The sequence below is a fragment of the Azospirillum sp. A23 genome, from assembly GCF_042938965.1.
GTDB classification, from domain to species: Bacteria; Pseudomonadota; Alphaproteobacteria; order Azospirillales; family Azospirillaceae; genus Azospirillum; species Azospirillum melinis.
The window spans coordinates 709,476-733,999 of record NZ_CP170663.1 but is presented as its reverse complement, the minus strand read 5'-3'; the positions used below and the strand labels follow the sequence as shown (position 1 = coordinate 733,999).

The following is a 24,524-nucleotide window of genomic DNA, read 5'->3' as shown; positions in this document are numbered from 1 at the left end:
AAGCCACTGCTTGCCCTTGAGGGGATCGAACGATGACAACCATTCAAACCGCGCATGCAACGCCGCTGGCAAATGCAATGCCCCTGGCGCCCGCGCATGACAGCGGGATGAGCCGGCCGCTGGTGTTCCTGATGGCCGCGGGCGCCGGTCTGGCGGCGGCGACCCTCTATTACAGCCAGCCGATGCTGGGCGTGCTCGGCACCGACATTGGGGCGGCGGACCGGACGGTCGGTTGGGTGCCGACGCTGACCCAGCTGGGATATGCCTTCGGCATCCTGCTGCTGGCCCCGCTGGGCGACCGCTTCGACCGCCGCCGGATCATCCTGGCGAAGGTGTCGGTGCTGGTCGCGGCCCTGCTGGCGGCGGGCTTCGCGCCTTCCATCGGCGGATTGCTGGCGGCGAGCCTGGTGATGGGGCTTTCGGCAACGCTGGCGCAGGACATCGTCCCCGCCGCCGCCACCCTGGCCCCGGCGGAGCATCGCGGCCGTGTGGTCGGCACGGTGATGACCGGCCTGCTGCTGGGCATCCTGCTGTCGCGGGTGGTCAGCGGTGTCATCGCCGAGCAGTTCGGCTGGCGCGCCGTGTTCGTCGCCGCCGCCGGCAGCATCGCCCTGCTGGGTGCCGCGCTGTGGCGTGGGCTGCCGCGCTTCAAGCCGACGACCGACCTCGGCTACGGCGAGCTGCTGGGTTCGATGGTGACGCTGTGGGGCCGTCACCCCGGCCTGCGCCGGGCGGCGATGGCGCAGGGTCTGTTGTCGCTGGGCTTCAGCGCCTTCTGGTCGACCCTGGCGGTGATGCTGCATGGCGCGCCGTTCCATCTGGGTGCCGCCGCGGCGGGCGCCTTCGGTCTGGCCGGTGCTGCCGGCGCGCTGGTGGCGCCGATTGCCGGCCGCATCACCGACAGCCGCGGTCCGGCGCTGATGACCCGGCTGGGGGCCGGTCTGGCCGTGCTGTCCTTCGCCGCGATGGCGCTGTCGCCGCTGCTGCCCGAAGGTGGCCGCCTGTGGCTGCTGGTTGCGAGCGCAGTCGGCTTCGACCTGGGCGTCCAGGCATCGCTGATCGCCCACCAGACCATCGTCTACGGCATCGACCCGGCCGCCCGCAGCCGCCTGAACGCGGTGCTGATGGTCGGCATGTTCATCGGCATGGCCGTCGGCGCCACGCTGGGCAGCCAGGCCCTGGCCGCCTGGGGCTGGAACGGTGTGGTCGCCGTCGCCACCGCCGCCTCGGCCGCGGCATTGGTCCTGCGGCTCCTCACCCGGTCGGACCGCTGAACCATCCCTTTACCTAAGATGACCGCAAGCCCCCCGGAGCCATGCCGAAACGCATGGCTCCGGGGAATTTTTCGTTGCGATTTCGTCGATTGGCGGACCCAAGGAGCATGCGTCCGCCCCCAATTGGCCATCGCCCGCATCGTCGGCGGGGAATAAGCTGAGCGATCCCGCATTTTGAAATGGGGGGCGACATGGCTGACGTGGACAAGGCATTCGCGGGGGCGATCCCGGCACTCTATGACCGTTATCTCGGCCCCCTCCTGTTCGAACCCTATGCCGGCGATATGGCACGGCGGCTTGCGGGGATGGAGGGGCGGATTCTGGAAACGGCGGCCGGAACCGGGATCGTGACGCGCGCCCTGGTCCAGACCCTGCCGGCAAGCGTCGAACTCGTTGCGACGGACCTCAATCAGCCGATGCTCGACCATGCGGCACAGAAGCTGGATGCGTCACGAGTTACATGGCAGCAGGCGAACGCCCTGAGCCTGCCCTTCGAGAGCGACAGCTTCGATGCGCTCGTCTGCCAGTTCGGCGTGATGTTCTTCCCGGACAAGCCCGCGGGGTTCGCCGAAGCACGCCGGGTGCTGAAGCCGGGAGGCCGCTTCCTGTTCAGCGTGTGGGACCGGATCGAGGACAACGAGATCGCCGCGGTCGTCAGCGCCGCCGTCGCCGCGGCCTTTCCCGACGATCCGCCCGGCTTCATGGCACGGACGCCGCACGGCTACCATGACACCGGGCGCATCCGCGACGACCTCCAAAAAGCCGGCTTCACCGACATCGGGATCGAGACCGTGACCCTGCGCAGCCGGGCGGCGACGGCCGCCGATCCGGCGACCGGCTTTTGCCAGGGAACGCCCATGCGCCTGGAGATCGAAGCGCGGGATGCAGGCCGCCTCGACGAGGTGACGGAACGCGCCGCCCAGGCCATCGCCCGGCATTTCGCCGACGGCCCCATCGACGGCAGGATTCAGGCGCATGTGATAACGGCGGTGGCCTGAGCCGGCGGTAGGACCGTCAGCGCCGGACCGCCACGACCTTGCCCGGATTCATCACTCCCTGCGGGTCGAACAGCTGCTTGATGCCCTGCATCAGCGCCATTTCCGCCGGTCCTTTGAAGGCGGCGAGCGCGTCGCGCATGCTCTGGCCGATGCCATGCTCGGCGCTGATGGTGCCGCCAAGCGCGATTGCCTGTTCGTGGACCGCGGCGCTGATCGCCTGGGCGATGCGGTCCAGCGGCTCGCCCGAGGCCCGGAGGCTTTCCGGCAGGATGGCGACCAGATGGATGTTGCCGTCGCCGATATGCCCCACCGCCACCACGCGGGCATCGGGCCGCACCGTCTTGATGGCCGTGGTGGCGCGGGTGACGAAGTCGGGGATGCGGGCGACCGGCACCGCGGTGTCGTGGCCGACGACGATGCCGCTCTTGCGGTTGGCCTCCGACACGCTGTGGCGCAGCTTCCACATCGCATTCGCCTGGGCCTGGCTGCGGGCGACCGCCGCATCGGCGATGCGTCCGTCCTCCAGCCCGGTTGCCAGCAGATCCTCAAGCCGTGCCTCCAGATCCAGCCCCCGCATCGGATCGGTGACCTCGACCAGCAGATACCAGGGCATGATTGTGCCGATCGGCCTGACCGTGCCCGGCACATGGGCCAGCACCGAGGCGACTTGTCCTTCCGACAGGATTTCCGCCGTTGTCACCCGGTCGCCCAGCGCACCGCGCAGTTGGGCGAACACTTGCAAGGCCGTTTCCAGCGAGGGCAGGGCGAGGAAGCCGGTGGCAACACTTTGCGGCCTTGGGAACAGCTTCAGCGTCGCCGCGGTGACGATGCCCAGTGTGCCCTCCGCCCCGATGAACAGGTGCTTCAGGGCATAGCCGGTGTTGTCCTTGCGCAGCGCCCGCAGCCCGTTCCACAGCGTGCCGTCGGGCAGCACCACCTCCAGCCCAAGCACGAGATCGCGCATCGGCCCATAGCGCAGGACGGCGGTTCCCCCGGCGTTGGTGGCGATGGTGCCGCCGATCTGGCAGCTGCCCTCACTGCCCAGACTCATCGGGAACAGCCGCCCGGCCTCCTCCGCGGCGGCCTGGACCGCGGCCAGGGTGCAGCCGGCCTCCACCGTCAGGCTGTCGCCGATGGGATCGACGTCGCGGATGCGGGTCAGGCGCGACAGGCACAGGACGAGGCTCCGTCCGCTGTCGTCGGGGATGGCGCCGCCGACCACGCCAGTGTTGCCGCCCTGGGGAACCAGCGGTGTCCCGGTTTCGGCGCACAGCCGGACGATGGCCGCCACCTGCGCCGCATCGGCGGGGCGGACCACGGCCAGCGCCGCACCGCGGTAGCGCCCGCGCCAGTCCGCCAGGAAGGGCGCCGTGTCCACTGGCCCGACCAGCACATGCGCCGGCCCGAGGATCGCCCGCGCCCGCTCCACCACCTCCGTGCCGGACATGCCCGTCACAGCCCGAGATATGCTGTTTTGATGCGCGGATCGGCCAGCAGGGTCTGGGCCGAATCCTCCATCACCACCCGCCCGGTTTCCAGCACATAGGCGCGGTCGGCCAGACGCAGGGCCAGATCCACCCGCTGCTCGACCAGCAGGATGGTGATGCCGGTGCCGTGCAGATTCTTGATGGTGTCGGCCAGCGTGTCGACGATGATCGGCGCCAGCCCCAGCGTCGGCTCGTCCAGCATCAGGCATTTCGGGTTGGCCATCAGGCCGCGGCCGAAGGCGACAAGCTGCTGCTGCCCGCCGCTCATCGTGCCGGCCTTCTGGGTGCGGCGTTCGGCCAGGATGGGGAACAGCTCGTAGACCCAGCGCAGCCGCTCGGCGAAGCCCATGCTGCCGGGCCGGCCGCGGAGCGCGCCCAGCTCCAGATGCTCCAGCACCGTCATCTCGGGGAAAAGCTGGCGGCCCTCCGGCACATGGACCAGCCCGCGCTCGATCACCTGATGGGGCGCCAGCCGGTCGATGCGCTCGCCGTCGAAGGTGATCGTCCCGCCACTCGGCCGCAGCAGGGCGGAGATCGCCTTCAGCGTCGTCGTCTTGCCGGCGCCGTTGGAGCCGACCAGCGTCACCAGCTCGCCGTCCTCGACGGTCAGGGAGACGTTGTGCACCGCCTCGCGGTGGCCGTAGCGGACCTTCAGACCTTCGACCTTAAGCATCGACCGGCTCCCGTCCCAGATACACGCGGATCACTTCCGGATCGTTCAGCACCTTGGCCGGCGGTCCCTCGGCGATCTTCACCCCATGGTCCAGCACCACCAGCCGGTCGCAGACGCTGGCGACCACGCGCATGTGGTGCTCCACCAGCAGCACGGTGACGCCGCGGGCGCGGATGCGGCGGATCATTTCGACCAGCCGCTGGCCCTCCTCCGGGTTCATGCCGGCGGCCGGCTCGTCGAGGAGGAGCAGGCGCGGCTCGGCAGCCAGCGCGATGGCGATCTCCAGCCGGCGCTGCTCGCCGTATGACATGGCGTCGGCCAGCGTGTCGGCGCGGTGGTCGAGGTCGCAGAAGGCCAGGATTTCCAGCGCCTTGCGCCGCAGCTCCGCCTCTTCCCGCCGGTAGGCGGGGCTGCGCAGGATGGCGGCCCCCCAGCCGGCCCGCGTCGTGCGGTAGGCGGCGCTGCGCACATTGTCGAGCGCCGTCAGGCTGGGGAACAGGCTGGTGATCTGGAAAGTGCGCGACACGCCGCGCTGGCCCATGACGTGCGACGGCGCGCCGGTGCAGTCGGTGCCAGCGAAGCGGATGCTGCCGGACGAGGGTGGCAGCGAACCGCCCAGCATGTTGAACAGCGTCGTCTTGCCGGCGCCGTTCGGTCCGATCAGCCCGACCACCTCGCCAGACTGAACCGTCATGGTGACGTCGCGCACCGCGGTCAGGCCGCCGAAGATGCGGGTCAGGTTGCTGACGGCGAGGATTTCGCCTGCGTTGGCGGCTGCGTTCATTTCGCACCTCCCTCCGTGCTGGGCAAGCCGGTGGGCGTGGCCGGCTGGGTGTTCTCCGACTTGTGGGTGTTGCGCCAGCGCTGCCACAGGCTGATCAGCCCGCCCGGCAGGAAGACGACAGTGCCGGTCAGCAGGGCCGCGAAGATGACCATCCGCAGCGGGCCGGCGACGCGCAGCGATTCCAGGAGGCCGATATAGACCAGCGCCCCCAGGATCGGCCCCAGGATGGTGCCACGGCCGCCGATGATGACGACGATGATCAGGGCGGCGACATTGTGGACGCCCATGATGTCGGGGGTGATGACCCGGATGTAGTGGGCGTAGATGGCGCCGCCGATGCCGGCGATGGCGGTGGCGGCGACGAAGCCCATCAGCTTGGTGTGGAAGACGTTGATGCCGAGCGAGGCGGCGAGCGGTGCATTCTCCCGCACCGCCAGGAAGGCGCGGCCGGTGCGGCTGCCCACCAGCGCGTGGCAGAGATAGGCGGTCGCCAGCACCAGCGCCAGCACCAGATAATAGGTCGGGCGGGCGCTGTCGAAGGCCAGCGGACCGATTGCCATCGGCGGGATGTCGGTGATGCCCATGGGCCCGCGCGTCAGATCGACCCAATGGTTGGTGATGGTGAAGAGGATGGCGCCGAAGCCCAGCGTCAGGATGGCGAATTGCGGCCCGACCACGCGCAGCGCGGCATAGCCGATCACCAGACCGAACATCGCCGCGACCAGCCCGGCCAGCGGCAGGCCCAGCAGTGGCGGCAGCCCCAGCTGCGTGGACAGGATCGCCGAGGTGTAGGCCCCGACGCCGACGAAGGCGGCATGGCCGAAGGTGAGTTCGCCGAGATAGCCGATGACGATGTTGAGGCTGAGCGCCAGCAGCGCATACAGCATCCACAGAACCAGCAGATGTTCCAGATAGGCGTTGCCGGCCAGGAAGGGCAGGACGGCCAGGGCGGCGACGCCGCCGGCAATCGCCAGGGGTTGGCCCAGGGAATGCCCATGAGAGTTGGTGTTCATCGCAGACCCCGCGCCGTGCTGAACAGGCCGTTGGGGCGCCACAGCAGGACCGCGATGATCATCGCGTAGCCGATCGCCTCCATGAAGCCGAGGGAGATGTAGCCGCCGCCCAGCGATTCGATGACGCCCAGCAGCAGGCCGGCGAAGAGGGCGCCGGTGACGCTGCCCAGACCGCCCATGATGACGACGATGAAGCCCTTCAGGACCGCCCAGTTGCCGATGGTCGGGAAGATCATCACGGTGGGGCCGACCAGGGCGCCCGACAGCGCCGCCAGCCCGCAGGCGAGCGCGAAGGTGTAGGTGTGGACCAGCCCGATGTTGATGCCGGTCAGTGCCGCACCGTCCGGGTTCTGCGCCGTCGCCCGCATCATCTTGCCGAAGCGCGAATAGCGAATGAACAGGTAGACCGCGATCAGCGCCACCACCGCAGCGGCGAAGACCAGCACGCGCTGCTGGGTCAGCGTCACCGTGCCGATGTCCAGCACCTCGTCGGCGAAGGGGCTCTCGACATATTTCGGATCGGCGCCGAACAGCAGCTCGCCGCCGTTGGCGATCAGCAGGGCGAGGCCCAGGCTGGACAGCAGGATGGTGAATTCATGGTCGCGGCGCAGCGGCCAGAAGATCAGCTTGTTGGCGGCGACGCCGAGCCCCGCCACCACCACGGCCGAGATGGCCGCCGCCGCGATGTAGTCGAGCCCGAACAGGGTGCCGACGAAATATGTGATGTAGGCGCCGAGCATGTAGAACTCGCCATGGGCGAAATTCACGATGCGCAGCACCCCGAAGACCAGCGTCAGCCCGGTGGCGATGAGCACATAGGCCATCCCGTTGACCAGGCCGTTCGCGATCTGCTGGGCGAAGACGGTGAAATCCATGTCGAATCTTCCTGTCGGGAGGGCCGTTATCCCCTCTCCCCCCCGGGGAGAGGGTTAGGGTGAGGGGGAGGCGTGGCGGCCCGTCACCGAGAATCCACCACGTGCATCCCCCTCACCCCGACCCTCTCCCCAGGGGGGAGAGGGAGAAGAGGAAGTCCCTCGCCAGCCGCCATTCAGTCCCGGACGCTGACGATCTGCTTCTTCTGAACCTGCACCAGATGGATCGCCTGGCTCGCCTGACCCTTGTCGGAGAAGCGCAGCTCCCCCATCACGGTCGGGACGGCCTGCGACTTCAGGGCCGCGGCGATCTTGTCGTAGGCGCGCGGGTCGCCGCCGGCGGCATCGACGCCGAAGGCCAGGGTCTGCACCGCCTGGGCGCCGAGCGCGGCGATGAAGGACGGATCGTTCTTGTAGTCCTTGCGGTATTGGTCCAGCCACGGCTTCAGCGACGGGGCGGCGCCGTCCTCGGTGAAGGGCGAGGCGGAATAGACCTGCTCCAGCGAGTTGCCGGACAGCTCGACCAGCTTCGGGTTCATGTTGCCGGCCGACGCGATGACCTTGCCGCGATAGCCGGTCTGCTTGATCTGCCGGTAGATGGTGGCGCCCTGCGAGGTGTTGATCGCCGCGACATAGATGGCGTCGGCGTTCAGCGACTTCAGCTTGGTCAGCGCGGTGGTGAAGTCCGTGTCGGTGCGGTTGTAGAACTCGTGCCCCTTCACCTCGATGCCGCAGCCGGTCAGCAGCTTGGTGTAGTTGTCCAGCTCCAGACGGCCCCAGTCGTCGTTCACGTTCATGAAGGCGATGGACTTGGGCTTGATCCGCTCGCAGATCGCCTTCGAATAGAACTCCGACATCATCGCCGAGGTGGCGTTCAGGCGGAACAGGTACTTGTGCCCCTCCTCCGTCACCTTGGGATGCTGGGAGCTGGTCATGACGGTGATGATCTTGTCGCGCGTCACTTCCTTCATCGACAGGGCGACGGCGCTGAACCAGCCGCCGATGATCATGTCGACGTTGTCCTGCTCCATCGCCCGCTTGGCGGCGCTGACGCCGTCCTCGGGGGAGCCCTTGTCGTCGTAGGTCAGCAGCTCGATCTTGCGGCCGCCGGCCACACCGCCCTTGGCATTGATGACCGCGGCCATCGCCTGCGCGCCTTCCAGGCCGAGCTGGCCTTCGAAGGCGCCGGTGCCGCTCATCGGGCCGATGAGGGCGATGCGGACCGGGGGCTGCTGCGCCTGTGCGCCTGTGGTGCCGGCGACGGGAATGGTCAGGGCCAGGGCCGCCGCGGCGGCAAGGAGAGTGCGCCTACCGAACATGGGGTTCCTCCGTGGATTGGTCGTCTTTTGCGTTGCCCTTGGCCCCGGCGGGTGGTGCCCGCCGGCAAAGGATCGTCAGGCGGTCTTCAGGTAGCGCTTCTGCAATTCCTCGATCTGCGGGAAGCCGATGAAGTCGATGAAGCTGTTGTGGTCGGTCACCGGGCGCGGCAGGTCGCGGGTGGAGCGGCGTTCGGCCAGCGCCGCCAGATTCTCCTTCAGCGCCGAGGCGACGGTCATCAGCGGCACCAGCGCGTAGGTCGCCATGCCTGCGACCTCCTCGACCTCGTCGGTCGACAGCGTCTCCAGCCAGCCGAGAAGCTGCAGCGACAGCGGCACGCCGACCGCCTCGCGCATCGCACGCAGTCCGTCGATGTCCTTGAAGCATTTGCTGATGGGCTGGATCATGTCGGCACCGGCGGCGACATAGGCGCGCCCGCGCTCCATCGCCGCGGCCGGATCGACCACGTCGGTGCGGGCGATGATCAGCATGTTGGGATCGCGCCGGGCCTCGACCGCCGCCTGGATCTTGGCGACGCCCTCGTCCATCGGGATCACCTCGACCCCGCCGACGCAGATCGGGCAGCGCTTGGGCGCCACCTGATCCTCCATGATGACGGCGGAGACGCCCGACGCCTCGAACTCGCGGATCGTGCGCATCACGTTGATGGCGTTGCCGTAACCGGTGTCGATGTCGGCGATGACCGGGACGTTGACCGCCGACACCACGTTGCGGACCACCGTCAGGTTCTCCGACATGGTGTACAGCTCGGCATCCGGCTGGCCGAGGAAGGAGGCCGAGACGCCGAAGCCCGAGGTCATCAGCGCGTCGAAGCCGGCCGCCTCGATGAAGCGGGCGGACAGGGCGTCATAGGCACCGGCCGACCAGACGGTCTTCTGCGCCAGGATGCGATTGCGGAATTCAGGTCCCCGAGACATGTGCATGGTCCTTTTGTTCGCGTTGCTGGGCCGCCTGCCGCTTCAGGAAGGGGACGAGGCCGCCGGCCCCGATCATCTCGGCATCCGCCTGCGGCAGCGGCTCGAAGGGAATTTCGGTGCCCTGGGTGTGGTTGCGGACCACGCCCGCTGCCCAGTCCACCTCGATCTCGTCCCAGCGCCGGACGAAGCCGAGGATCCCTGGGCAGCTCACCTGCGGGAAGCCCATGCTGACCTCGCCGCGCCAGTAGCCGGGCGAGAAGGACTCCGCGATCACCCCGGTGACGCCGAGATGGCGCATCGCCTTCATCGGCGGGTAGTGCGGGTGGCCGTAGCCGAAATTGTCGGCGCCGACCAACAGGTCGCCCGGCCGCACCGAGGTGGCGAAATCCGGGTCGTAGGCCTGCATGGCGACCTGCGCCAGTTCGGCCACGTCGGTGATCTTGATGTTCTTGACGCCGACGATCTGGTCGACGTCGAAATTCACCTCGTCGAAGATGAAGGCGACGCGGCCCTTCATCGCCGGCATGTTGACCGGCATGTGCAGTGTGGGTTCGGTCATGCCCGGCCTCACAGGTACGGGCGCGGATCGGCGATCCGGCCCTCGATGGCGGACGCGGCGACCACCGCGGCGTTGCACAGGTAAATCTCGGAGTCCGGGCTGCCCATGCGGCCGCGGACGTTCAGCGTGCCGGTCGACACCGCACGCTGGCCCGCCGTCATCGTCGCGATGCGGCCGAAGCAATAGTCGCAGCTGGGGGAGGAGACGAAGGCCCCGGCCTCGACCAGGGTGGAGACCAGCCCCTCGCGCGCCGCCGCCGCCATCAGCTCCTGGCTGGTCGGCACGATGTGCAGCGAGACGCCGGTCTTGACCCGCCGGCCTTCCAGCACCTTGGCCGCCGCCCGCAGATCCTCCAGCCGGCCCGATGCGCAGGACCCCAGATAGCCGGCATTAATCTCCAGCCCGAGGAACTCGGTCAGATCGCGGGTGTCCGCCGGGGTCGGCGGGACGACGACGATGGGTTCCAGATCCGACAGGTCGATGTCATGAACGGCGGAATAGTGCGCGTCCGGATCGCTCGACACCGGCTCCAGCGTCTTGCGGGCGCGGGGCAGGGCGTAGTCCAGCCGCACCGGATCGGGATTGACGATGGCGGTCAGCGCGCCGGTGAACATGGCGAGCCCGGTGATGGTCTGAAGCCCCTCGGTCGACATCGCCGCCACCGACGGCCCGCCCAGCTCCAGCACCTGGAAGCGGCAGGAACTCGGCCCCAGCCGGCGCACCAGATGATGGAAGACGTCGCGCGCCATCACGCCGGGCCGCAGGGAGCCGCGCAAATTCACCCGCACCGTATCGGGCACGCGGATCGACACCGTGTCGCTGACGAAGGCTTCCATCACATTGCGGCGCAGCCCGATGGCGAGCGTGCCGAAGGTGCCGAGCTGGCTGACATGGCCGTCGAAATGGACGACGAAGGCGCCCGGCGTCGCGTAGCCGACCTCGGCCGCCACCTGATGGCCGATGCCGTGCCGTTCGAACAGCGGCACATTGTTCTCCGCGCACCAGGTGCGCGTGTTGATGTGCAGCTCTTCTTCCTTGGCGGTGGCGGTCGGCACCATATGGTCGATGAAGATGCCGAAGCGTTCCGGCTCGGCCACCCGCTCGATGCCGAAATCCTCCTTCATCGTCTTGAAATAGACGTCGGTGTAGCCGGGGAAGTCGTAGGCCAGCACGAAGTCCGGCTTCGCCTTGATGTCCTGTCCGGCGCGCACCGCGGGCAGCCCCGCCGCGCGTGCCAGGATCTTCTCGGTGATGGTGTAGCCCATGGCGTGGATGTCTCCGCTCCCGGTCCTCAGCGGCCGAGGCCGAGGGAACCGGGATTCATCAGCCCCTGCGGATCGACGGCGCGCTTGACGCCCTCCAGCAGCGACCAGGTTTCGGGGGTCACGATCTCGCGGAACGGATAGTCGCGGGCGACCTGCCAGCTGACGCCGCCGAGGCTGCAATAGAGATCCTGCGTCGCGCGGCGCAGTTCCGCCACCGCGTTGCGCGCCGCCGGGTTGGCCGGGCGGTCGCGCCAGGGCTTCACCACCTCGTCGCCCAGGCTGGCGGCGTGCAGCGGCGTGATCTCGTCGTTCCAGTAGAAGGCCGGCTCCAGGAAGAAGTCGTTGCCGACCGTCATGGTCATCACCGAATAGATGATGCCGTGCTGCTCCATGAAGCTGCGCTTTTCCGCGAAGAAGGCGTCGTTGGCGGCGACCACCGTGTCGGCGTCGCCCAGCGGGAAGATGGCGTGGATCGGGACCCAGCGCTGGCCCTCGCGCCCCAGCATGCCGCGCACCGGCCCGAAGGGCTTGGAGCGCATGACCTTGGGCACGCTGTTCTCGATCTCCTTGCCGTGGCGGGCGCCGATTTCGCGCACCGTCTGCATCGCCTCGCGCAGCTGGGTCTCGCTGCGTCCCTCCACCACCAGATGGAGGGTGAAGTTGTGCTCCTTGAGGAAGGCGGTGCCGGCGGTGGCGACGCTCAACGCCTCCTTGGCGCCCTGGAACAGCGACTTGCCGGCCTTCGCCACGTTGCCCAGCGTCTTCAGCCCGTCCGACAGCTTGTTGACGCTGGCCGAATGCTCGACCTTGGTGCGGTCGATGCCGAAGCCTTCCGACACGCAGCGCGCCCGCGCCATCTCCACTTGCGCTGCGGCCATCGCCTGCATGGTGGCGAAACCGAAGGACAGGAAATCGGTGTGCTCCGGCCGGCGGTGCAGCCGCAGCGTCGCCACCACCTTGAAGCCCATGGCACCGTTGTCGCCCAGGAACAGGCCGGTCAGGTCGGGACCGCCGGAGCGGGTGAAGGGCTTGGTGCCGACGCGTCCGCCCGACCCGGTGGTGACGGTGCGGCCGTCGGCCAGCACCACGGTGACGCCCAGCACGCTCTCCGCCACGGTGCCGTGCAGGGCGGAGCCGAAGAAGGCGCTGTTCTGCGACAGGGCACCGCCGATGGTGGCGTTGATGCCCGACAGCGGCCCCCAATAGCCGGTGCGCAGGCCGGTTCCCTCCAGCGCCTCGTTCAGCGCCGCCCAGGTGCAGCCGGTCTCCACCGTCACATAGAGGCTGTCGGTGTTCAGCTCGATGATGCGGTTCAGCCGGCGGCTGTCGATGACGACCGAATTCGGGCCTTCGGGCAGATAGCCCTTGGTGTAGGACATGCCGCCGCCGCGCGGCACCACCGCCACGCCGGCGTCATGGGCGGCGCGCACGGTGGCGGCGACCGCGTCGCGGTCGCGCGGCAGGGCGATGGCGAGCGGCGCGATGCCCGGCTGCCAGAACACGTCGTTGGCGTAGAAATTCCGGCTCTTCTCGTCATCCAGCAGGCCGTCGGGCCCAAGCGCCGTGCGCAGGGTGTCGATGAGAGTGGCCGGGCCGTCGAGGGCGGCGATGCTCATGGGGATGTCCCTTTCGGGTAGGGTCGGGCTGAATGATCAGGGCGCGAGCGGCTCGAACCGGAAATTCTCGGCCGTCCGGCGGACAAAGCCGGTGTGGGGAGCGCCGAAGTGGGCGGGGAAGACCAGGGCGCCGCGGTCGGCGGCATGGTCCAGCAGCCGGCGGCGGGTCGCCACCGCCTGGGCCTGATCCTCGCAGAAGCGGCTGTTCCAGTCGGGGCGCGCCACCTGCATCGGCTGGTGCAGGCAGTCACCGGTGAAGTAGGCGGCGTGCCGGTCCGACTCCAGCCGGACGAACATCTGGCCGGCGGTGTGGCCGGGGGCCAGCTCCACCGACAACCCGTCGAGGATGCGGTCGCCGTCCTCGATCAACTCGACCTGACCGGCTTCCCAGACCGGCAGGACGCTGTCCTCCATCACCGGGCCGTTGCCCGGCATGCCGATCAGCCCGCCCTCGGGGCTGCGCCAGTGCTTGAATTCCTGCGCACCGTAGATGTATCGGGCGTTGGGGAAGGTCGGCACCCAGCGCCCGTCGACCAGCTGGGTGTTCCAGCCGACATGGTCGATGTGCAGGTGGGTGTTGATGACCAGCGTCACGTCCTCCGGCTGCACGCCCGCCGCCGCGAGGTTGCGCAGATAAGGCTTGTCCAGCATGTGGAAGCGCTCGAAGCCGGGCGTGTGGCGTTCCTTGTGGTTGCCGCAGCCGGTGTCGACCAGGATCACATGGCGGTCGGTGCGGATCAGCCAGGAATGCATGCTCGACATCAGGCGCTTTGATGCCGGGTCGAGGAAATTCGGTTCGGCCAGTTCGGGGTTCCGGGTCAGGATCGCGTCGTCGTAGGCCGGAAACAGGAAGCCGGGGTCGAAGCCCGGCGTCAGCATTTCCTCGATCCGCGTGACCGTGAACGCACCAAGGGCGATGGTGTGCATAGTCCTCCCCTCGTGCAGGATGCCGGCGGCCGGTCCGGGAAATCGGGGGACGGCGGCGTGCCGGAGCATGGGGCGCCCGCCAACCGCAGAGGCGGTGGGGCGCGCTTGTTCTGTTTGGCTCATTCTGTTTGTTTGCCAAGGAAACCATTTGCGCTGGATCGTGTCAACAGGCAAAATTGGTGTCACTGTTTGACACGAACGGCGCATCGCGTTAGGGACGGTGGAAAGGGGTTGCGGAACTCCGCGCCTGCCATCAATGCTAGCCGGCGCTGCTACCACGGCGGGATGATGGCGGTTTCGCCGTCTTCCGCCGGCTGTGTCGGACAGCAGCGTTTCCGCCTGGACTCGAGACGCGGGACATCCATAAGGGGCTTGAACGTATGGACACCGAACAGGACGACAACCAGGGCGCGGACAACCAGGGCGCGGAGCTGGGCACGGAAAAGAACGGTCTCAGCGTCCGCGCGGTGTCGCGGGCCCTGGCCGTGCTGCGCAGTTTCTATCAGGAAGGCCCGACGCTGACCCTGACTGAGGTCGCGGGTGCGGCGAAGCTCGACAAGGGGACGGCACGGCGCATTCTGCTGACGCTGGTGCAGGACGGCTTCGCCGCCTTCGACCCGCAGAGCCAGAAATACAGCCTGGGGCTCGAGATCCTGAAGCTGGCCGGGGCGGTGCCGGAACGCCGCGACCTGCGCCAGATCGCCTCCACCATCCTGTCGCGGCTGGCGAAGACGACCGGCAGCACCGTGTTCCTGTCGGTTTATCATGACGGGTCGGCCGTCTGCCTGGACCAGTTCCACAGCGACCGCTCGGTGGAGGTGCGCTGGTGGATCGTCGGCGGGCAGCTGCCGATGAATTGCGGGGCGGCGCCGCGCGTGCTGCTGGCCTATCTGCCGGAGGCGGAGGTCGACCGTGTGTTGTCGCGCGGGACGACGCGCCTCACCCCCCACACCACCACCGACCCCCGCCAGTTGGCGAAGGAGCTGGAGGAGGTGCGGCAGCGCGGATGGTCGGTGGCGGTCGACGACGTGATCGAGGGGCTGGCCGCCATCGCCATGCCGCTGTTCGAGCCGGACGGCCGGCTGATCGCCGCGGTCAGCCTGACCGGCCTGACCCCCCACATCGTCCGCAACGGCCAGCCCAATTTCCTCGACGACATGCGCGACGCGGTGCGGGAGATCTCGGCCAACCTCTATTCCCTGTCGGCCCCGCCGCTGCATCGCGCCGCCCGCGCCCAGTCCGCTATAGGCGGCTGAGCTGGGGTGGCAATAGTATCGCCTTATGACACCGGGTGCGGATTCGCCGTACCCGGCTTTCCAGCGAGGAAGGCGGCGTAGCAGTCGATGGTTTCGCGCACCGCCTGGGCACCCTGACCAGGATACCAGACGGTGGCGGGTGTCGGTGTGACCTCCGTTCCGGCCGGGGCGAGCGTCTTCGCCTCCGCCAGCCCTTCGACCAGCATGTCGGCCGGACCGGCGCAGATCAGGGCCGGACGGGTCAGGCGCACCAGGGCCGCCCGCGTGTCGTAGCGGAAGGCGGCGCGGTAGGAGCGGTCGTAATGGCCGCCGCTCGCCAGCAGCCCCATGGTCCAGTCATGCAGCACCGCCGCGGCCGGGACGCCGATGTCGCGGGCGGCGGCGCGTTCCTGCCGGTACCACGGCCAGAACAGGAACATGTCGCGCCGCATGTTCCAGGCCTGGAGCAGATGCAGTCCCCAGCGGTCGGCGGCCAGCGCCGGGAAGTAATGGTCGAGGATGTCGGCGCTGAAGTCTGCCGGGATCAGCACCGGCGCTTCCAGTACGGCGCGGCCGATCCGCGCGGGATGGCGAACCGTCAGGTCGAGCGCCACCAGCGCGCCGGTATGGGTTCCCCACAGGTCGAAGCTGTCCAGGCCGAGCGCGTCGGCCAGCGCCAGCATGTCGTCGGCCAGCGCGCCGATGTCCACCGCACGCTCCGGCTTGTCGGAGTCGCCATTGCCGAGATAGTCGGGCGCGATGACCTCCCGTTCCGCCGCCAGCCCGTGCAGCAGCGGCAGCAGCGGTGCCGACGAGCCCGGCGCCGACTGGAAAGCCAGCAGCGGCCGGCCGCGCCCGGCGCGGCGCAGATGGACACGGCCATGGGGCGTGTCGGCGTAGTCGTGCCAGACCCGCAGCGGATCGGCGAAAGGCCGGGCCGGCGGCTGCGCAGCGGCGGCTTTCCGGCCGGCGGCCATCGATGCCAGATGCTTCGCGACCGCCGCCAGCCCATCGATGCGACTCTCCCCGGCGGCAGAGCCGGTCTCTGCGCGCATGGCGTCCAGGCACAGCGACCACAGCGCCCCATACCGGTCCGGTGCGACGGCGGCGCTGCGCAGCATCGCATCCAGCTCAGGCGGAGCGGACAAGGGAGCGCCGCTCCTGGCCGGATGGCTGGCGTCGCGCGGTTCCAGAACATGGGCGTCGCGCAGATGCGCCCACAGCACCGCCAGATGGGTGCCATCCGCACGAGGAGTCAGCGGGGCGGGGCGCAAGTCCCGTTCGCTCCACCCCTCCGCCATGGCGGTGTCGACCAGCAGCACGCCGTCCGGCTGCCACCCCGTTGCGGGCAGAGCGCGTGCCAGAGGGGCCGCAAGGTCGAAGGCCAGCAGCGGGCAGCCGGTCAGGCCGAGCCGGCCGGCGGCATCGGCGATCAGGCGGGCCAGCCCGGCGACGTCGTCCGCCCAGCTTGTGACCGACCCGCCGGTTCCCGGCAGGTCGAGCGCGGTGACGGTCCAACCCGGCAGGGCACCCGCCAGCCGGTCGACACAGACGGAGGCCGCTTCGATCAGGCCGGGAAGGATCAACAGGTCCGGACCCGATCCGCTGCGCCAGACACGCATCTGGCTGTCGGCGAGGGTCACGTAATGGGGTGTCGACATCGGTTTCCTCCCGATTGGCTGGCGTCAGGCGCCTGCTCTTCGATGATGTGCGGAAGTGGGAGATGGCCGCGCGAAGCGTCGGTTCCGCTCGCGTCGGGCACTATGTTCGCTACGCTGATGGTGTCACTATTTGACACTCAGTTCATAGAATGACATAGTTTCTGCGACACCGACAAGTGCGGTGCCGGTGGGGCCGCAGAGCTTCGAGCCCCCGGCATCGCCCGAATCCAGAAACTCCACCAGAAAATCCAATTTCATCGTCAGGGAGGAACGGCATGGCCTGGCCGGACGGGATCGGCGTTTCCAAACGGCGCGAGCTGCTTTTCGGCACGCGCCTCGTACCGTGCTACAGCGAGCGTCCGGTCACCATCGACGCCATGTTCCGCGCCGCCGTCGCGCGCCGGCCGGACGAAGAGGCGCTGGTGGATGGGGAGCGGCGTTACAGCTATGGACGGCTGGACGCACTGGTGACGCGCGCCGCCGCGTCCCTGCTGGCGCAAGGCGCCCAGCCGGGCTACCGCATGGCGCTTGTCCTGTCCAACCGCGCGGAGTTCCTCATCGCCCTGCTGGCGGCGGCCCGCGCCGGCATCGTCGCGGTGCCGGTCAGCGCGCGGGAGCAGCGGCCGGGCATCGCCGGCATCCTGAACGACTGTGGCGCCTCCATCCTGATCCATGACTCGGGCCTCGCCGACCGGATGCCCGATGCCGCGGAAGTGCCGTCGCTCGTCTCGCGCTTCTCCGCCGGCGGAGCGGTGGACGGCTGCCGGCCCTTCGAGGAGTTGCTGGAAACCGCCGCCGACCTTCCACAGTCCGCGGAACCGCAGCGGGAGGAGGACACCGCCGTCATCCTCTACACCTCCGGCACCACCGGCAAGCCGAAGGGTGCGCTGCTGGCCCATGTGAACATCATCCATTCCGCCATGCATTTCGAGGAATGCTGGGACTATCGCGAGGGCGAGCGGGCGGTGCTGGCGGTTCCGGCCTCCCACGTCACCGGGCTGGTTGCCGTCGTCATGGCGATGATCCGGGTCGCCGGCTGCACCGTGATGATGCCCGCCTTCGATGTCGCCGGGTTCCTGGAACTGGCGAGCCGGGAGCGCATGACCACCACTGTGCTGGTGCCGGCCATGTACAATCTCTGCCTGCTGCGTGCCGATTTCAGCCGTTACGACCTGTCGTCCTGGCGGATCGGCGGCTTCGGCGGCGCTCCGATGCCGGAAGCGACGGTGGAGGCGATGGCGGAGCGGCTGCCCGACCTGCATCTGCTGAACGCCTACGGTTCGACGGAATGCGCCACCATCATCAGCGTCGTCCCCATCGGCCACACCCGCGCCTGCCTGGATTCGGTCGGCATGTGCGTGCCCTGCGGCGACCTGCGCATCGTCGACGATCAGGGCCGCGAATGCCCGCCGGGGGTGAGCGGGGAGGTGTGGATCCGCGGCCCCATGACGATCCGCGGCTATTGGAACCGCGAGGACGCCACCCGCGACAGCTTCGTGGACGGCTATTGGCGGTCCGGCGACATCGGCACACTGGACGGGCGCGGCTATCTGCGGCTCCACGACCGCAAGAACGACGTCATCAACCGCGGCGGCCACAAGATCTACAGCGTAGAGGTCGAAAACCTGCTGGTCCGCCATGCGGACGTGGTGGAGGCGGCGGTGGTCGCCCATCCCGATCCGGTGCTGGGCGAGAAGATCCACGTCTTCGTCATTTCAAAGTCGGGCAGTCTGACCGAAGACGACGTGCGCGACTTCTGTCGCGCCAGCCTCGCCGAGTACAAGGTGCCCGATTACGTCACGCTGCTGGGCGACGCGCTGCCGCGCAACGCCAACGGCAAGGTGACCAAGCGGGTGCTGCGCGATCAGGTGACGGCCGTTTAGGCCGTCCTCAGCCCCACCGCCGCCTCGACGAAGGCGATCAACTGCTCGGCATAGAGGTCGGGCGTGATGCCGCGGCGGCGGTGCTTGGCGCGTTTCACGTACCAGTCCTGCAGCATCGGCTTGATCAGCGCCGCCGTCATCGTCACGTCGGGCATGGCGAACAGACCGCGGGCGACGCCGTCGGCCAGCGCGTCGGCGATCATGCTCTCCGTCAGCATCTCGCTGGTGACGGCAAGGTCGCGCCCGTCCTTGGGGAAGGACTTGGCTTCCATATAGGCGAAGACGAACCAGGGATGCATGGTCTCGGTCAGGAACAGGTGGGTGCTCAGCATCCAGCGCAGCCGGGCGGCCGGGTCGTTCGCCAGCCCGTCGGGCGGGTGGCCCAGCACCTCCTCCACCACGCTGACGACCTGGCCCAGGATCATCATCAGCAGCGTGTCCTTGCTGTCGAAATAGGCGTAAAGCGCCCCCATGCTCAGCCCCGACTGTTCGGTCAGATCGCGCAGGCTGGTGGAGTGGAAGCCCTTGCGGTTCGCCAGCATCAGCGTGGTTTCGACGATGCGCGCCAGATTGCCGATGGCGACCGCCGGCTTCTTGATCCGGATGGTCGCGGCATGCCGCTCCAGGATGCGGGCGCACAGCGCCTCCATCGACAGATCGTGCCGTGCCTGGAAGTCGCGCAAGCTGTTCATACCGGCTGTCCTATCGTTTGCGATGCCGATCGTTCTTGCACATCATCGGCGCCAAGGATATAAAGCGAGCGCTCGCTCGATTTTTCAAGAGTGCCGATGTGGCTCTGCCCCGTCGCCTCGCCAAACGATCCCGACCATGGGAGGAAGCATGAGCGTCTCCATCGATCTGACCGGCAGGACGGCACTGGTCACCGGCGCCTCCAGCGGCCTGGGCCGCCACTTCGCCGCTGTTCTGGCGAAGGCGGGCGCCCGCGTGGCGCTGGCCGCGCGGCGGACTGAGGCGCTGGCCGAAACGCGGTCCGCCATCGAGGCTGCCGGCGGCAGCGCCGTCGTCGTCGCGATGGACGTCACCGACCCCGCCTCCGTCGCCGCCGCGGTCGGCGAAGCGTGGGGCGCGCTGGGCCGCATCGACATTCTCGTCAACAATGCCGGCGTCACCGCCACCCGCCCCTTCCTCGACATGAGCGAGGAGGAGTGGGATCGGGTGATCGACACCAACCTGACCGGCTGCGCCCGCGTGGCGCGTGCGGTGGCGCAGCGCATGCGCGACGATAAGCAGGGCGGGGCCATCGTCAACATCGCCTCCATCCTCGGCATGCGGGTGGCGGGGCAGGTCTCGTCCTACATCGCCGCCAAGGGCGGGCTGGTGCATCTGACCAAGGCGATGGCGCTGGAACTGGCGCGTTATGACATCCGGGTCAACGCGCTCTGCCCCGGCTATGTCGAGACCGAGCTGAACGCCGATTTCTTCGCCAGCGATGCCGGCAAGGCGCTGGTCAAGCGCATCCCCCAGCGCCGGCTCGGCCGGCTGGCCGATCTCGACGGGCCGCTGCTTCTGCTGGCGTCGGATGCCGGCGCCTACATGACCGGATCGGTTCTGGCCGTCGATGGCGGCCATCTGGTTTCCTCCCTCTGAACGAACGGAGCGGTTCAATGGATTTCACCCTTCCCGCGGAGCTGGAAGACTATCGCCGCCGTGTCCGCGCTTTCGCCGAGGACGAGATCCTTCCCGTTGAAGCCGACCGCGCCAACTGGGATGAGCACGAGAACATCGCCGAAGCGCCGCTGGAAGCGTTGCGTACCAAGGTGAAGGCGGCCGGGCTGTGGACCCTGCAACTGCCGAAGGAGGTCGGCGGCCACGGCCTGCCGATGGTCGGCGTCGCCGCCTGCTACGAGGAGATGAACCGCTCCATCTTCGGCCCGGTCTGCTTCAACGCCGCCGCACCCGACGACGGCAACATGCGGCTGCTGAGCATGGTCGGCACGCCCGCCCAGAAGGAGCGTTGGCTCGCCCCCATCGTCGAGGGACGGGTGCGCAGCGCCTTCGCCATGACCGAACCGCATCCGGGCGGCGGCTCCGACCCGTCGATGATGAAGACCAGGGCGGAGCGCAAGGGCGACCGCTGGGTGGTGACGGGGCGCAAATGGTTCATCACCGGGGCCGACGCGGCGCAGCACTTCATCCTGATGGCGCGCACGTCGGACGATCCGCGCAAGGGGCTGACCGCCTTCCTGTTCGACAAGGACCAGCCCGGCTGGCGCATCGAGCGCCGCATCCCGATCATGGGGCCGGAGGAGCATGGCGGCCATTGCGAGCTGATCTTCGACGGGCTGGAAATCCCGGACGAGAATGTGGTGATGAAGGTCGGCGACGGGCTGAAGGTGACGCAGATCCGGCTCGGGCCGGCGCGGCTGACCCACTGCATGCGCTGGACCGGCCTCGCCAAGCGCTGCCTGGAGATTGCCGGCGCCTATGTGAAGGAACGCGAAAGCTTCGGGATTCCGCTGGCCGAGCATGAGGGCGTGCAGTGGATGCTGGGCGAGACGGCGATGCAGATCGAGATCGGCCGGCTGCTGACCATGAAGGCGGCGCATGCGCTGGACAGCGGCAGCTTCGCCCGCAAGGAGGTGTCGATGGCCAAGGTCCAGGTCGCCGACACGCTGTTCAAGGCGGCGGACACGGCGATCCAGCTTTGCGGTGCGCGCGGCTATTCGAAGGACACGGTGCTGGAATGGATCTACCGCTACGCCCGGCAGGCCAAGCTGGTCGACGGCGCGTCGGAGGTCCATAAGATGGTGTTGAGCCGCAGCTACCTCGCCGAGGGCGACGATTTCTGGGGCTGGCGGTGAGCGGCGGCGGGAAGGCCGGTCTCGATCCGGATCGGAAGGCCGCTCTCGAAGGCTGGCTGACCGGGCAGGCCGGGGCGCGGTCGGTCACCGTGATCGACGAGGGACGGCTGAGCGGCGGCGCCATCTCGCTCAACCTCGCGGTGACACTGGAAATCGACGGCGGGCCGCAATCCGGTCGCCATCCTTGCGTGCTGCGCACCGGATCGGCGTCCGGCGTCTCGGCCAGCCTGGGCAAGGCGGAGGAGGCCGCGGTCCTGCGCGCCGTCTTCGCCGCCGGCGCCACTGTGCCGGAGCCGCTGTTCGTGGGCGCCGATCCGGCGATGCTGGGGGCGCCCTTCTACATCATGCGGCGCGCGACGGGCGTCGCCGCCGGCTTCCGCATCGTCAAGAGCGAGGAGCCGCGGCGCGAGTTGGCCCGTGAACTCGGCCGGCAGCTCGGCCTGATTCACCGGGTGCGGCCGGGTGCGCCAGGGCCGGAGTTGGCAGGGCTGGAGTTCCTGGCGCTGCCGGAACCGACGGCGGCCTTGCAGGCGGTGGGAGATTTCCGCCGCTGGGCCGGGCGCTACGCCGCCACCGATCCGGTGCTGGCCTATGGCCTGCGCTGGCTGGAGCGGAACGCACCGCCGGCCGGCGATCTCGTGCTGTGCCATCGTGACTATCGCACCGGCAACTACATGGTTGATGGCGACAGGCTGACCGCGATCATCGATTGGGAGTTCGCCGGCTGGTCGGATCCTATGGAGGATCTGGGCTGGTTCTGCGCCGCCTGCTGGCGTTTCGGCCGCAACGACCGCGAGGCCGGCGGCATCGCCGACCGCGCCGACCTTTATGCCGGCTACGAGGAAACCGCCGGACGCAGGGTGGACCCTGTCGCCGTCGCCTATTGGGAGGCCGCGGCCTGCATGCGCTGGGCGGTCATCGCCATCCAGCAGGCCGACCGCCACATCTCCGGCACCGAGCCGTCGCTGGAACTGGCGCTGACCGGCCGGATGCTGCCGGAGATCGAAATGGATTTGCTGCGCCACCTCGATGCCGTCGAGGCCGCGCCATGATCGGAGACGCCATGATCGGAGACGGGGCATGATCAACGACGATCCCGGCGCCCGCGATCTGGTCGCCATCGCACTGCGCAGCTTTCGCGAGGCGATCCTGCCGGTGGTGCCGGCCGACCAGCGCTTCACCGCACTGATGATCGCCAACGCGCTGGGGACGGCCGAACGGGAACTCGCCGCCGGCCCCAGCGCCGAGCCCGCCTTGGCAGCCGCCGTCGGCGACCTGCTGGGCGAAACCGGCGACCTGCCAACCCTGCTGCCGCGGCTCTGCGCCGCCATCGACGCCGGGCGCTTCGACGCACCGGACCGGCAGTCGGCCTTGCGGGCGGTCCTGAAGGACATCACGTTGGCAAGACTGGCGGTGAGCAACCCCAAGCGGCTGTCCGCGGAACGGCGGGAACCCGGCCTATGAGCCTGTTTCCGCCCCTGGAAGGAACGGTCGCCCGCCGTCGCCTCTACCTGCTGCGCCACGGTCACGTCGCCTATTACGATGCCGACGGCAAGCCGCTGAATCCGAAGCTTGCCGCGCTGACCGACCGCGGCCGGGAGGAGGCGCGGACGGCGGGAACCCTGCTGGCCGGTGCGCCGCTGGACCGCGTGCTGTGTTCCGGCCTCGCCCGCACGCGGCAGACGGCCGAACTGGTGGCCGCTCCGCATGGGCTGCCGGTGGAGGACGATCCCGACTTTCTGGAAATCCGCGCCGGCCGCCTGTCGGAAGTGCCGAAGGAGCGGCGCGAGGCCGCCTATGTCTATGGCTTCGAAGCGGCGGCGGAGGATGGACGTTTCGCCGGTGGCGACGGCTTCGCCGCCGTGCGCGACCGGGTGGTGACCGCCATCGAGGCGCTGGTGAGGCAACCGGACTGGACCCATCTGGCGCTGGTCGCCCATGACGGGGTGAACCGCATGCTGCTGTCCTGGGCCTGCGGCGCCGGCCTGTCCGCCCTGTCGGCCTTCGAACAGGATTACGGCTGCATCAACATCATCGACATCGATGTAACGGCCGACCGGGTGGTGCGCCGCCTGATCCGCGCGGTCAACCTGACGCCCGGCAATCCCGCGAAGATCGGCCTGCACCGCAGCAGCCTGGAGGAGGCGTTCGGCCCGTTGCTGGCTCTGGATTGATGGCCCAGACCGTTATTTCTCCGGCTTCATGCCGTCGATCTGACGCCGCCAGACCGGGTCCGACAGCCGCTCGATCAGGAAATCGGCCAGCACGCCGACCTTGGCCGGCCGTGTGCGGGCCGACGGCGTAATGAAGTAGAGGCCCCCCTTGGGCAGCGACCAGTCGGTCAGGATGGCGGTCAGTGTTCCGTCGGCCAGATGCTCCGCCGCCATGAACTCCGGCAGTTCGGCAATGGCCAGCCCGTCCAGCAGCATCGGCACCAGCGCGTCGGCATTGGTGACGCGCAGTGGGCCGGTCGGGGTGACGCTTTCCTCCTCGCCGGCGCTGTTGGTGAAATGCCAGATATCCTGCCGTCGGCGATAGGCATAGCCCAGGCAATGGTGGCCGTTCAGATCGCGCGGGTGCCGCGGCTCGCCATGGCGGGCGAGATAGCCGGGGGCGGCGAGCACCACCGGCGATACTCCGCACAGCCGTCGCGCCACCAGCGAACTGTCCGGCAGCACTGCGACGCGCAGGGCCGCATCGAAGCCGTCCCCGACCAGATCGACGACGGCGTCGCTCAGGTGCAGGTCGATGGAAATCTCCGGATAGAGGCGGAAGAAGTCCGGCAGCAGCGGCGCCACCCAGCGCAACCCGAAGGACATCGGCACCGCGAAGCGGATCAGGCCGCGCGGACGGCTGGACATCTCGCGCACCGCATTCTCCGCCGCCTCCGCCTCGTCATAGAGGCGGGTCGCCCGCTCCGCCAGGGAATGCCCGAAGTCGGTCAGGGCCAGCCGGCGGGAGGTGCGGTTGAACAGCCGCGCGCCCAGCCGCTCCTCCAGCCGGCTGACCGCGCGCGACACAGTGGCGACCGAAACCCCCATGGCGCGGGCCGCACCGGCGAAGGAACGCTCCTCCACCACCTTGGCGAACATCGCCAGCCCTTCGAAATCCGGCAGCTTCGACATCGCCAATCCTGCAACGATGGTTTTCAGTCATTTCTATTTCGGTAAGATCGTGCCGTCGATAGCTTTGTCTCCAGC

23 protein-coding genes are annotated in these 24,524 nt (G+C 68.7%); 9 read left to right on the top strand and 14 right to left on the bottom strand.

From position 1 onward, the window contains the following. Nucleotides 1-32 precede the first annotated feature (32 nt). Nucleotides 33-1,274 carry an MFS transporter gene (locus ABNQ40_RS03130; protein ID WP_109050990.1) on the top strand — a complete coding sequence of 414 codons (1,242 nt, stop codon included), beginning with the start codon at nucleotides 33-35 and terminating at the stop codon, nucleotides 1,272-1,274. A 191-nt stretch (nucleotides 1,275-1,465) separates the two neighbouring features. Beyond that, nucleotides 1,466-2,272 (top strand): class I SAM-dependent methyltransferase, encoded by an 807-nt coding sequence (locus ABNQ40_RS03125; RefSeq protein ID WP_109491075.1) that lies wholly within the window; start codon nucleotides 1,466-1,468, stop codon nucleotides 2,270-2,272. Nucleotides 2,273-2,288: 16 nt separating this feature from the next. Here the strand turns inward: ABNQ40_RS03125 and ABNQ40_RS03120 are convergent, their stop codons facing one another. The 11 genes from ABNQ40_RS03120 to ABNQ40_RS03070 all read right to left on the bottom strand — a co-directional run bounded on the left by ABNQ40_RS03120 (nucleotide 2,289) and on the right by ABNQ40_RS03070 (nucleotide 13,723). Continuing rightward, entirely contained in the window at nucleotides 2,289-3,719 is a 1,431-nt protein-coding gene (locus tag ABNQ40_RS03120) for an FAD-binding oxidoreductase (RefSeq protein WP_109050989.1), read from the bottom strand. A 5-nt stretch (nucleotides 3,720-3,724) separates the two neighbouring features. Beyond that, nucleotides 3,725-4,432: an ABC transporter ATP-binding protein gene (locus ABNQ40_RS03115; protein WP_109050988.1), complete on the bottom strand. Its 708-nt coding sequence runs from the start codon at nucleotides 4,430-4,432 to the stop codon at nucleotides 3,725-3,727. Then, nucleotides 4,425-5,216 (bottom strand): ABC transporter ATP-binding protein, encoded by a 792-nt coding sequence (locus ABNQ40_RS03110; RefSeq protein WP_109050987.1) that lies wholly within the window; start codon nucleotides 5,214-5,216, stop codon nucleotides 4,425-4,427. Before ABNQ40_RS03110 ends, ABNQ40_RS03115 begins: the two co-directional genes overlap by 8 nt. Beyond that, nucleotides 5,213-6,229, bottom strand: coding sequence for a branched-chain amino acid ABC transporter permease (locus tag ABNQ40_RS03105; RefSeq protein ID WP_109050986.1), 1,017 nt, complete (start codon nucleotides 6,227-6,229; stop codon nucleotides 5,213-5,215). Before ABNQ40_RS03105 ends, ABNQ40_RS03110 begins: the two co-directional genes overlap by 4 nt. Further along, nucleotides 6,226-7,104 carry a branched-chain amino acid ABC transporter permease gene (locus ABNQ40_RS03100; protein ID WP_109050985.1) on the bottom strand — a complete coding sequence of 293 codons (879 nt, stop codon included), beginning with the start codon at nucleotides 7,102-7,104 and terminating at the stop codon, nucleotides 6,226-6,228. The genes ABNQ40_RS03105 and ABNQ40_RS03100 overlap by 4 nt, the downstream gene beginning before the upstream one ends. A gap of 173 nt (nucleotides 7,105-7,277) precedes the next feature. Continuing rightward, a complete protein-coding gene (locus ABNQ40_RS03095; protein ID WP_109050984.1) occupies nucleotides 7,278-8,420 on the bottom strand; it encodes an ABC transporter substrate-binding protein in 1,143 nt (380 codons plus the stop codon). 75 nt (nucleotides 8,421-8,495) lie between these two features. Then, nucleotides 8,496-9,356: an oxaloacetate decarboxylase gene (locus tag ABNQ40_RS03090; protein ID WP_247879922.1), complete on the bottom strand. Its 861-nt coding sequence runs from the start codon at nucleotides 9,354-9,356 to the stop codon at nucleotides 8,496-8,498. After that, nucleotides 9,340-9,915, bottom strand: coding sequence for a 3-isopropylmalate dehydratase (locus tag ABNQ40_RS03085; RefSeq protein ID WP_247879921.1), 576 nt, complete (start codon nucleotides 9,913-9,915; stop codon nucleotides 9,340-9,342). Before ABNQ40_RS03085 ends, ABNQ40_RS03090 begins: the two co-directional genes overlap by 17 nt. Nucleotides 9,916-9,923: 8 nt before the next feature. After that, nucleotides 9,924-11,180, bottom strand: coding sequence for an aconitase family protein (locus ABNQ40_RS03080; protein WP_109050982.1), 1,257 nt, complete (start codon nucleotides 11,178-11,180; stop codon nucleotides 9,924-9,926). A gap of 26 nt (nucleotides 11,181-11,206) precedes the next feature. Further along, the gene (locus ABNQ40_RS03075) at nucleotides 11,207-12,796 is read right to left on the bottom strand and encodes an FAD-binding oxidoreductase (RefSeq protein ID WP_109050981.1); all 1,590 of its coding nucleotides are present in this window, start codon (nucleotides 12,794-12,796) and stop codon (nucleotides 11,207-11,209) included. Nucleotides 12,797-12,832: 36 nt separating this feature from the next. After that, entirely contained in the window at nucleotides 12,833-13,723 is an 891-nt protein-coding gene (locus ABNQ40_RS03070) for an MBL fold metallo-hydrolase (protein WP_109050980.1), read from the bottom strand. A 380-nt stretch (nucleotides 13,724-14,103) separates the two neighbouring features. On the opposite strand from ABNQ40_RS03070, the gene ABNQ40_RS03065 reads away from it, so the two are divergent. Beyond that, nucleotides 14,104-14,979 carry an IclR family transcriptional regulator gene (locus ABNQ40_RS03065; protein WP_109050979.1) on the top strand — a complete coding sequence of 292 codons (876 nt, stop codon included), beginning with the start codon at nucleotides 14,104-14,106 and terminating at the stop codon, nucleotides 14,977-14,979. A 23-nt stretch (nucleotides 14,980-15,002) separates the two neighbouring features. Here the strand turns inward: ABNQ40_RS03065 and ABNQ40_RS03060 are convergent, their stop codons facing one another. Further along, the gene (locus ABNQ40_RS03060; protein WP_109050978.1) at nucleotides 15,003-16,619 is read right to left on the bottom strand and encodes an alpha/beta fold hydrolase; all 1,617 of its coding nucleotides are present in this window, start codon (nucleotides 16,617-16,619) and stop codon (nucleotides 15,003-15,005) included. A gap of 275 nt (nucleotides 16,620-16,894) precedes the next feature. Between ABNQ40_RS03060 and ABNQ40_RS03055 the strand changes: the two genes are divergently transcribed. Next, nucleotides 16,895-18,502 carry a class I adenylate-forming enzyme family protein gene (locus ABNQ40_RS03055; RefSeq protein ID WP_109050977.1) on the top strand — a complete coding sequence of 536 codons (1,608 nt, stop codon included), beginning with the start codon at nucleotides 16,895-16,897 and terminating at the stop codon, nucleotides 18,500-18,502. On the opposite strand, the gene ABNQ40_RS03050 is transcribed toward ABNQ40_RS03055, so the two are convergent. After that, a complete protein-coding gene (locus ABNQ40_RS03050) occupies nucleotides 18,499-19,194 on the bottom strand; it encodes a TetR/AcrR family transcriptional regulator (RefSeq protein WP_109050976.1) in 696 nt (231 codons plus the stop codon). The genes ABNQ40_RS03055 and ABNQ40_RS03050 overlap by 4 nt on opposite strands. A gap of 148 nt (nucleotides 19,195-19,342) precedes the next feature. Here ABNQ40_RS03050 and ABNQ40_RS03045 point away from each other — a divergent pair, with 148 nt between their 5' ends. From ABNQ40_RS03045 to ABNQ40_RS03025, 5 genes are read left to right on the top strand one after another with little or no spacing between them, the layout of a single operon-like run. After that, entirely contained in the window at nucleotides 19,343-20,110 is a 768-nt protein-coding gene (locus tag ABNQ40_RS03045) for an SDR family NAD(P)-dependent oxidoreductase (RefSeq protein ID WP_109050975.1), read from the top strand. 17 nt (nucleotides 20,111-20,127) lie between these two features. After that, nucleotides 20,128-21,324, top strand: coding sequence for an acyl-CoA dehydrogenase family protein (locus ABNQ40_RS03040; protein WP_109050974.1), 1,197 nt, complete (start codon nucleotides 20,128-20,130; stop codon nucleotides 21,322-21,324). Then, complete coding sequence (locus ABNQ40_RS03035; RefSeq protein ID WP_109050973.1) at nucleotides 21,321-22,376, top strand: phosphotransferase family protein; 1,056 nt, start codon at nucleotides 21,321-21,323, stop codon at nucleotides 22,374-22,376. Before ABNQ40_RS03040 ends, ABNQ40_RS03035 begins: the two co-directional genes overlap by 4 nt. Nucleotides 22,377-22,404: 28 nt before the next feature. Beyond that, complete coding sequence (locus ABNQ40_RS03030) at nucleotides 22,405-22,788, top strand: DUF6285 domain-containing protein (RefSeq protein WP_109050972.1); 384 nt, start codon at nucleotides 22,405-22,407, stop codon at nucleotides 22,786-22,788. Continuing rightward, nucleotides 22,785-23,498 (top strand): histidine phosphatase family protein, encoded by a 714-nt coding sequence (locus ABNQ40_RS03025; protein ID WP_109050971.1) that lies wholly within the window; start codon nucleotides 22,785-22,787, stop codon nucleotides 23,496-23,498. Before ABNQ40_RS03030 ends, ABNQ40_RS03025 begins: the two co-directional genes overlap by 4 nt. A gap of 12 nt (nucleotides 23,499-23,510) precedes the next feature. On the opposite strand, the gene ABNQ40_RS03020 is transcribed toward ABNQ40_RS03025, so the two are convergent. Continuing rightward, nucleotides 23,511-24,449 (bottom strand): LysR family transcriptional regulator, encoded by a 939-nt coding sequence (locus ABNQ40_RS03020; RefSeq protein WP_109050970.1) that lies wholly within the window; start codon nucleotides 24,447-24,449, stop codon nucleotides 23,511-23,513. Nucleotides 24,450-24,524: the final 75 nt, after the last annotated feature.

What these genes read in the sequence shown, in the direction of transcription:
- ABNQ40_RS03050 (WP_109050976.1), bottom strand. Translation starts at nt 19,194, where the DNA reads ATGAACAGCTTGCGCGACTTCCAGGCACGGCACGATCTGTCGATGGAG.
- ABNQ40_RS03055 (WP_109050977.1), top strand. Translation starts at nt 16,895, where the DNA reads ATGGCCTGGCCGGACGGGATCGGCGTTTCCAAACGGCGCGAGCTGCTT.
- ABNQ40_RS03090 (WP_247879922.1), bottom strand. Translation starts at nt 9,356, where the DNA reads ATGTCTCGGGGACCTGAATTCCGCAATCGCATCCTGGCGCAGAAGACC.
- ABNQ40_RS03085 (WP_247879921.1), bottom strand. Translation starts at nt 9,915, where the DNA reads ATGACCGAACCCACACTGCACATGCCGGTCAACATGCCGGCGATGAAG.
- ABNQ40_RS03045 (WP_109050975.1), top strand. Translation starts at nt 19,343, where the DNA reads ATGAGCGTCTCCATCGATCTGACCGGCAGGACGGCACTGGTCACCGGC.
- ABNQ40_RS03040 (WP_109050974.1), top strand. Translation starts at nt 20,128, where the DNA reads ATGGATTTCACCCTTCCCGCGGAGCTGGAAGACTATCGCCGCCGTGTC.
- ABNQ40_RS03065 (WP_109050979.1), top strand. Translation starts at nt 14,104, where the DNA reads ATGGACACCGAACAGGACGACAACCAGGGCGCGGACAACCAGGGCGCG.
- ABNQ40_RS03125 (WP_109491075.1), top strand. Translation starts at nt 1,466, where the DNA reads ATGGCTGACGTGGACAAGGCATTCGCGGGGGCGATCCCGGCACTCTAT.
- ABNQ40_RS03130 (WP_109050990.1), top strand. Translation starts at nt 33, where the DNA reads ATGACAACCATTCAAACCGCGCATGCAACGCCGCTGGCAAATGCAATG.
- ABNQ40_RS03020 (WP_109050970.1), bottom strand. Translation starts at nt 24,449, where the DNA reads ATGTCGAAGCTGCCGGATTTCGAAGGGCTGGCGATGTTCGCCAAGGTG.
- ABNQ40_RS03070 (WP_109050980.1), bottom strand. Translation starts at nt 13,723, where the DNA reads ATGCACACCATCGCCCTTGGTGCGTTCACGGTCACGCGGATCGAGGAA.
- ABNQ40_RS03075 (WP_109050981.1), bottom strand. Translation starts at nt 12,796, where the DNA reads ATGAGCATCGCCGCCCTCGACGGCCCGGCCACTCTCATCGACACCCTG.
- ABNQ40_RS03080 (WP_109050982.1), bottom strand. Translation starts at nt 11,180, where the DNA reads ATGGGCTACACCATCACCGAGAAGATCCTGGCACGCGCGGCGGGGCTG.
- ABNQ40_RS03100 (WP_109050985.1), bottom strand. Translation starts at nt 7,104, where the DNA reads ATGGATTTCACCGTCTTCGCCCAGCAGATCGCGAACGGCCTGGTCAAC.
- ABNQ40_RS03095 (WP_109050984.1), bottom strand. Translation starts at nt 8,420, where the DNA reads ATGTTCGGTAGGCGCACTCTCCTTGCCGCCGCGGCGGCCCTGGCCCTG.
- ABNQ40_RS03060 (WP_109050978.1), bottom strand. Translation starts at nt 16,619, where the DNA reads ATGTCGACACCCCATTACGTGACCCTCGCCGACAGCCAGATGCGTGTC.
- ABNQ40_RS03030 (WP_109050972.1), top strand. Translation starts at nt 22,405, where the DNA reads ATGATCAACGACGATCCCGGCGCCCGCGATCTGGTCGCCATCGCACTG.
- ABNQ40_RS03115 (WP_109050988.1), bottom strand. Translation starts at nt 4,432, where the DNA reads ATGCTTAAGGTCGAAGGTCTGAAGGTCCGCTACGGCCACCGCGAGGCG.
- ABNQ40_RS03110 (WP_109050987.1), bottom strand. Translation starts at nt 5,216, where the DNA reads ATGAACGCAGCCGCCAACGCAGGCGAAATCCTCGCCGTCAGCAACCTG.
- ABNQ40_RS03025 (WP_109050971.1), top strand. Translation starts at nt 22,785, where the DNA reads ATGAGCCTGTTTCCGCCCCTGGAAGGAACGGTCGCCCGCCGTCGCCTC.
- ABNQ40_RS03105 (WP_109050986.1), bottom strand. Translation starts at nt 6,229, where the DNA reads ATGAACACCAACTCTCATGGGCATTCCCTGGGCCAACCCCTGGCGATT.
- ABNQ40_RS03120 (WP_109050989.1), bottom strand. Translation starts at nt 3,719, where the DNA reads ATGTCCGGCACGGAGGTGGTGGAGCGGGCGCGGGCGATCCTCGGGCCG.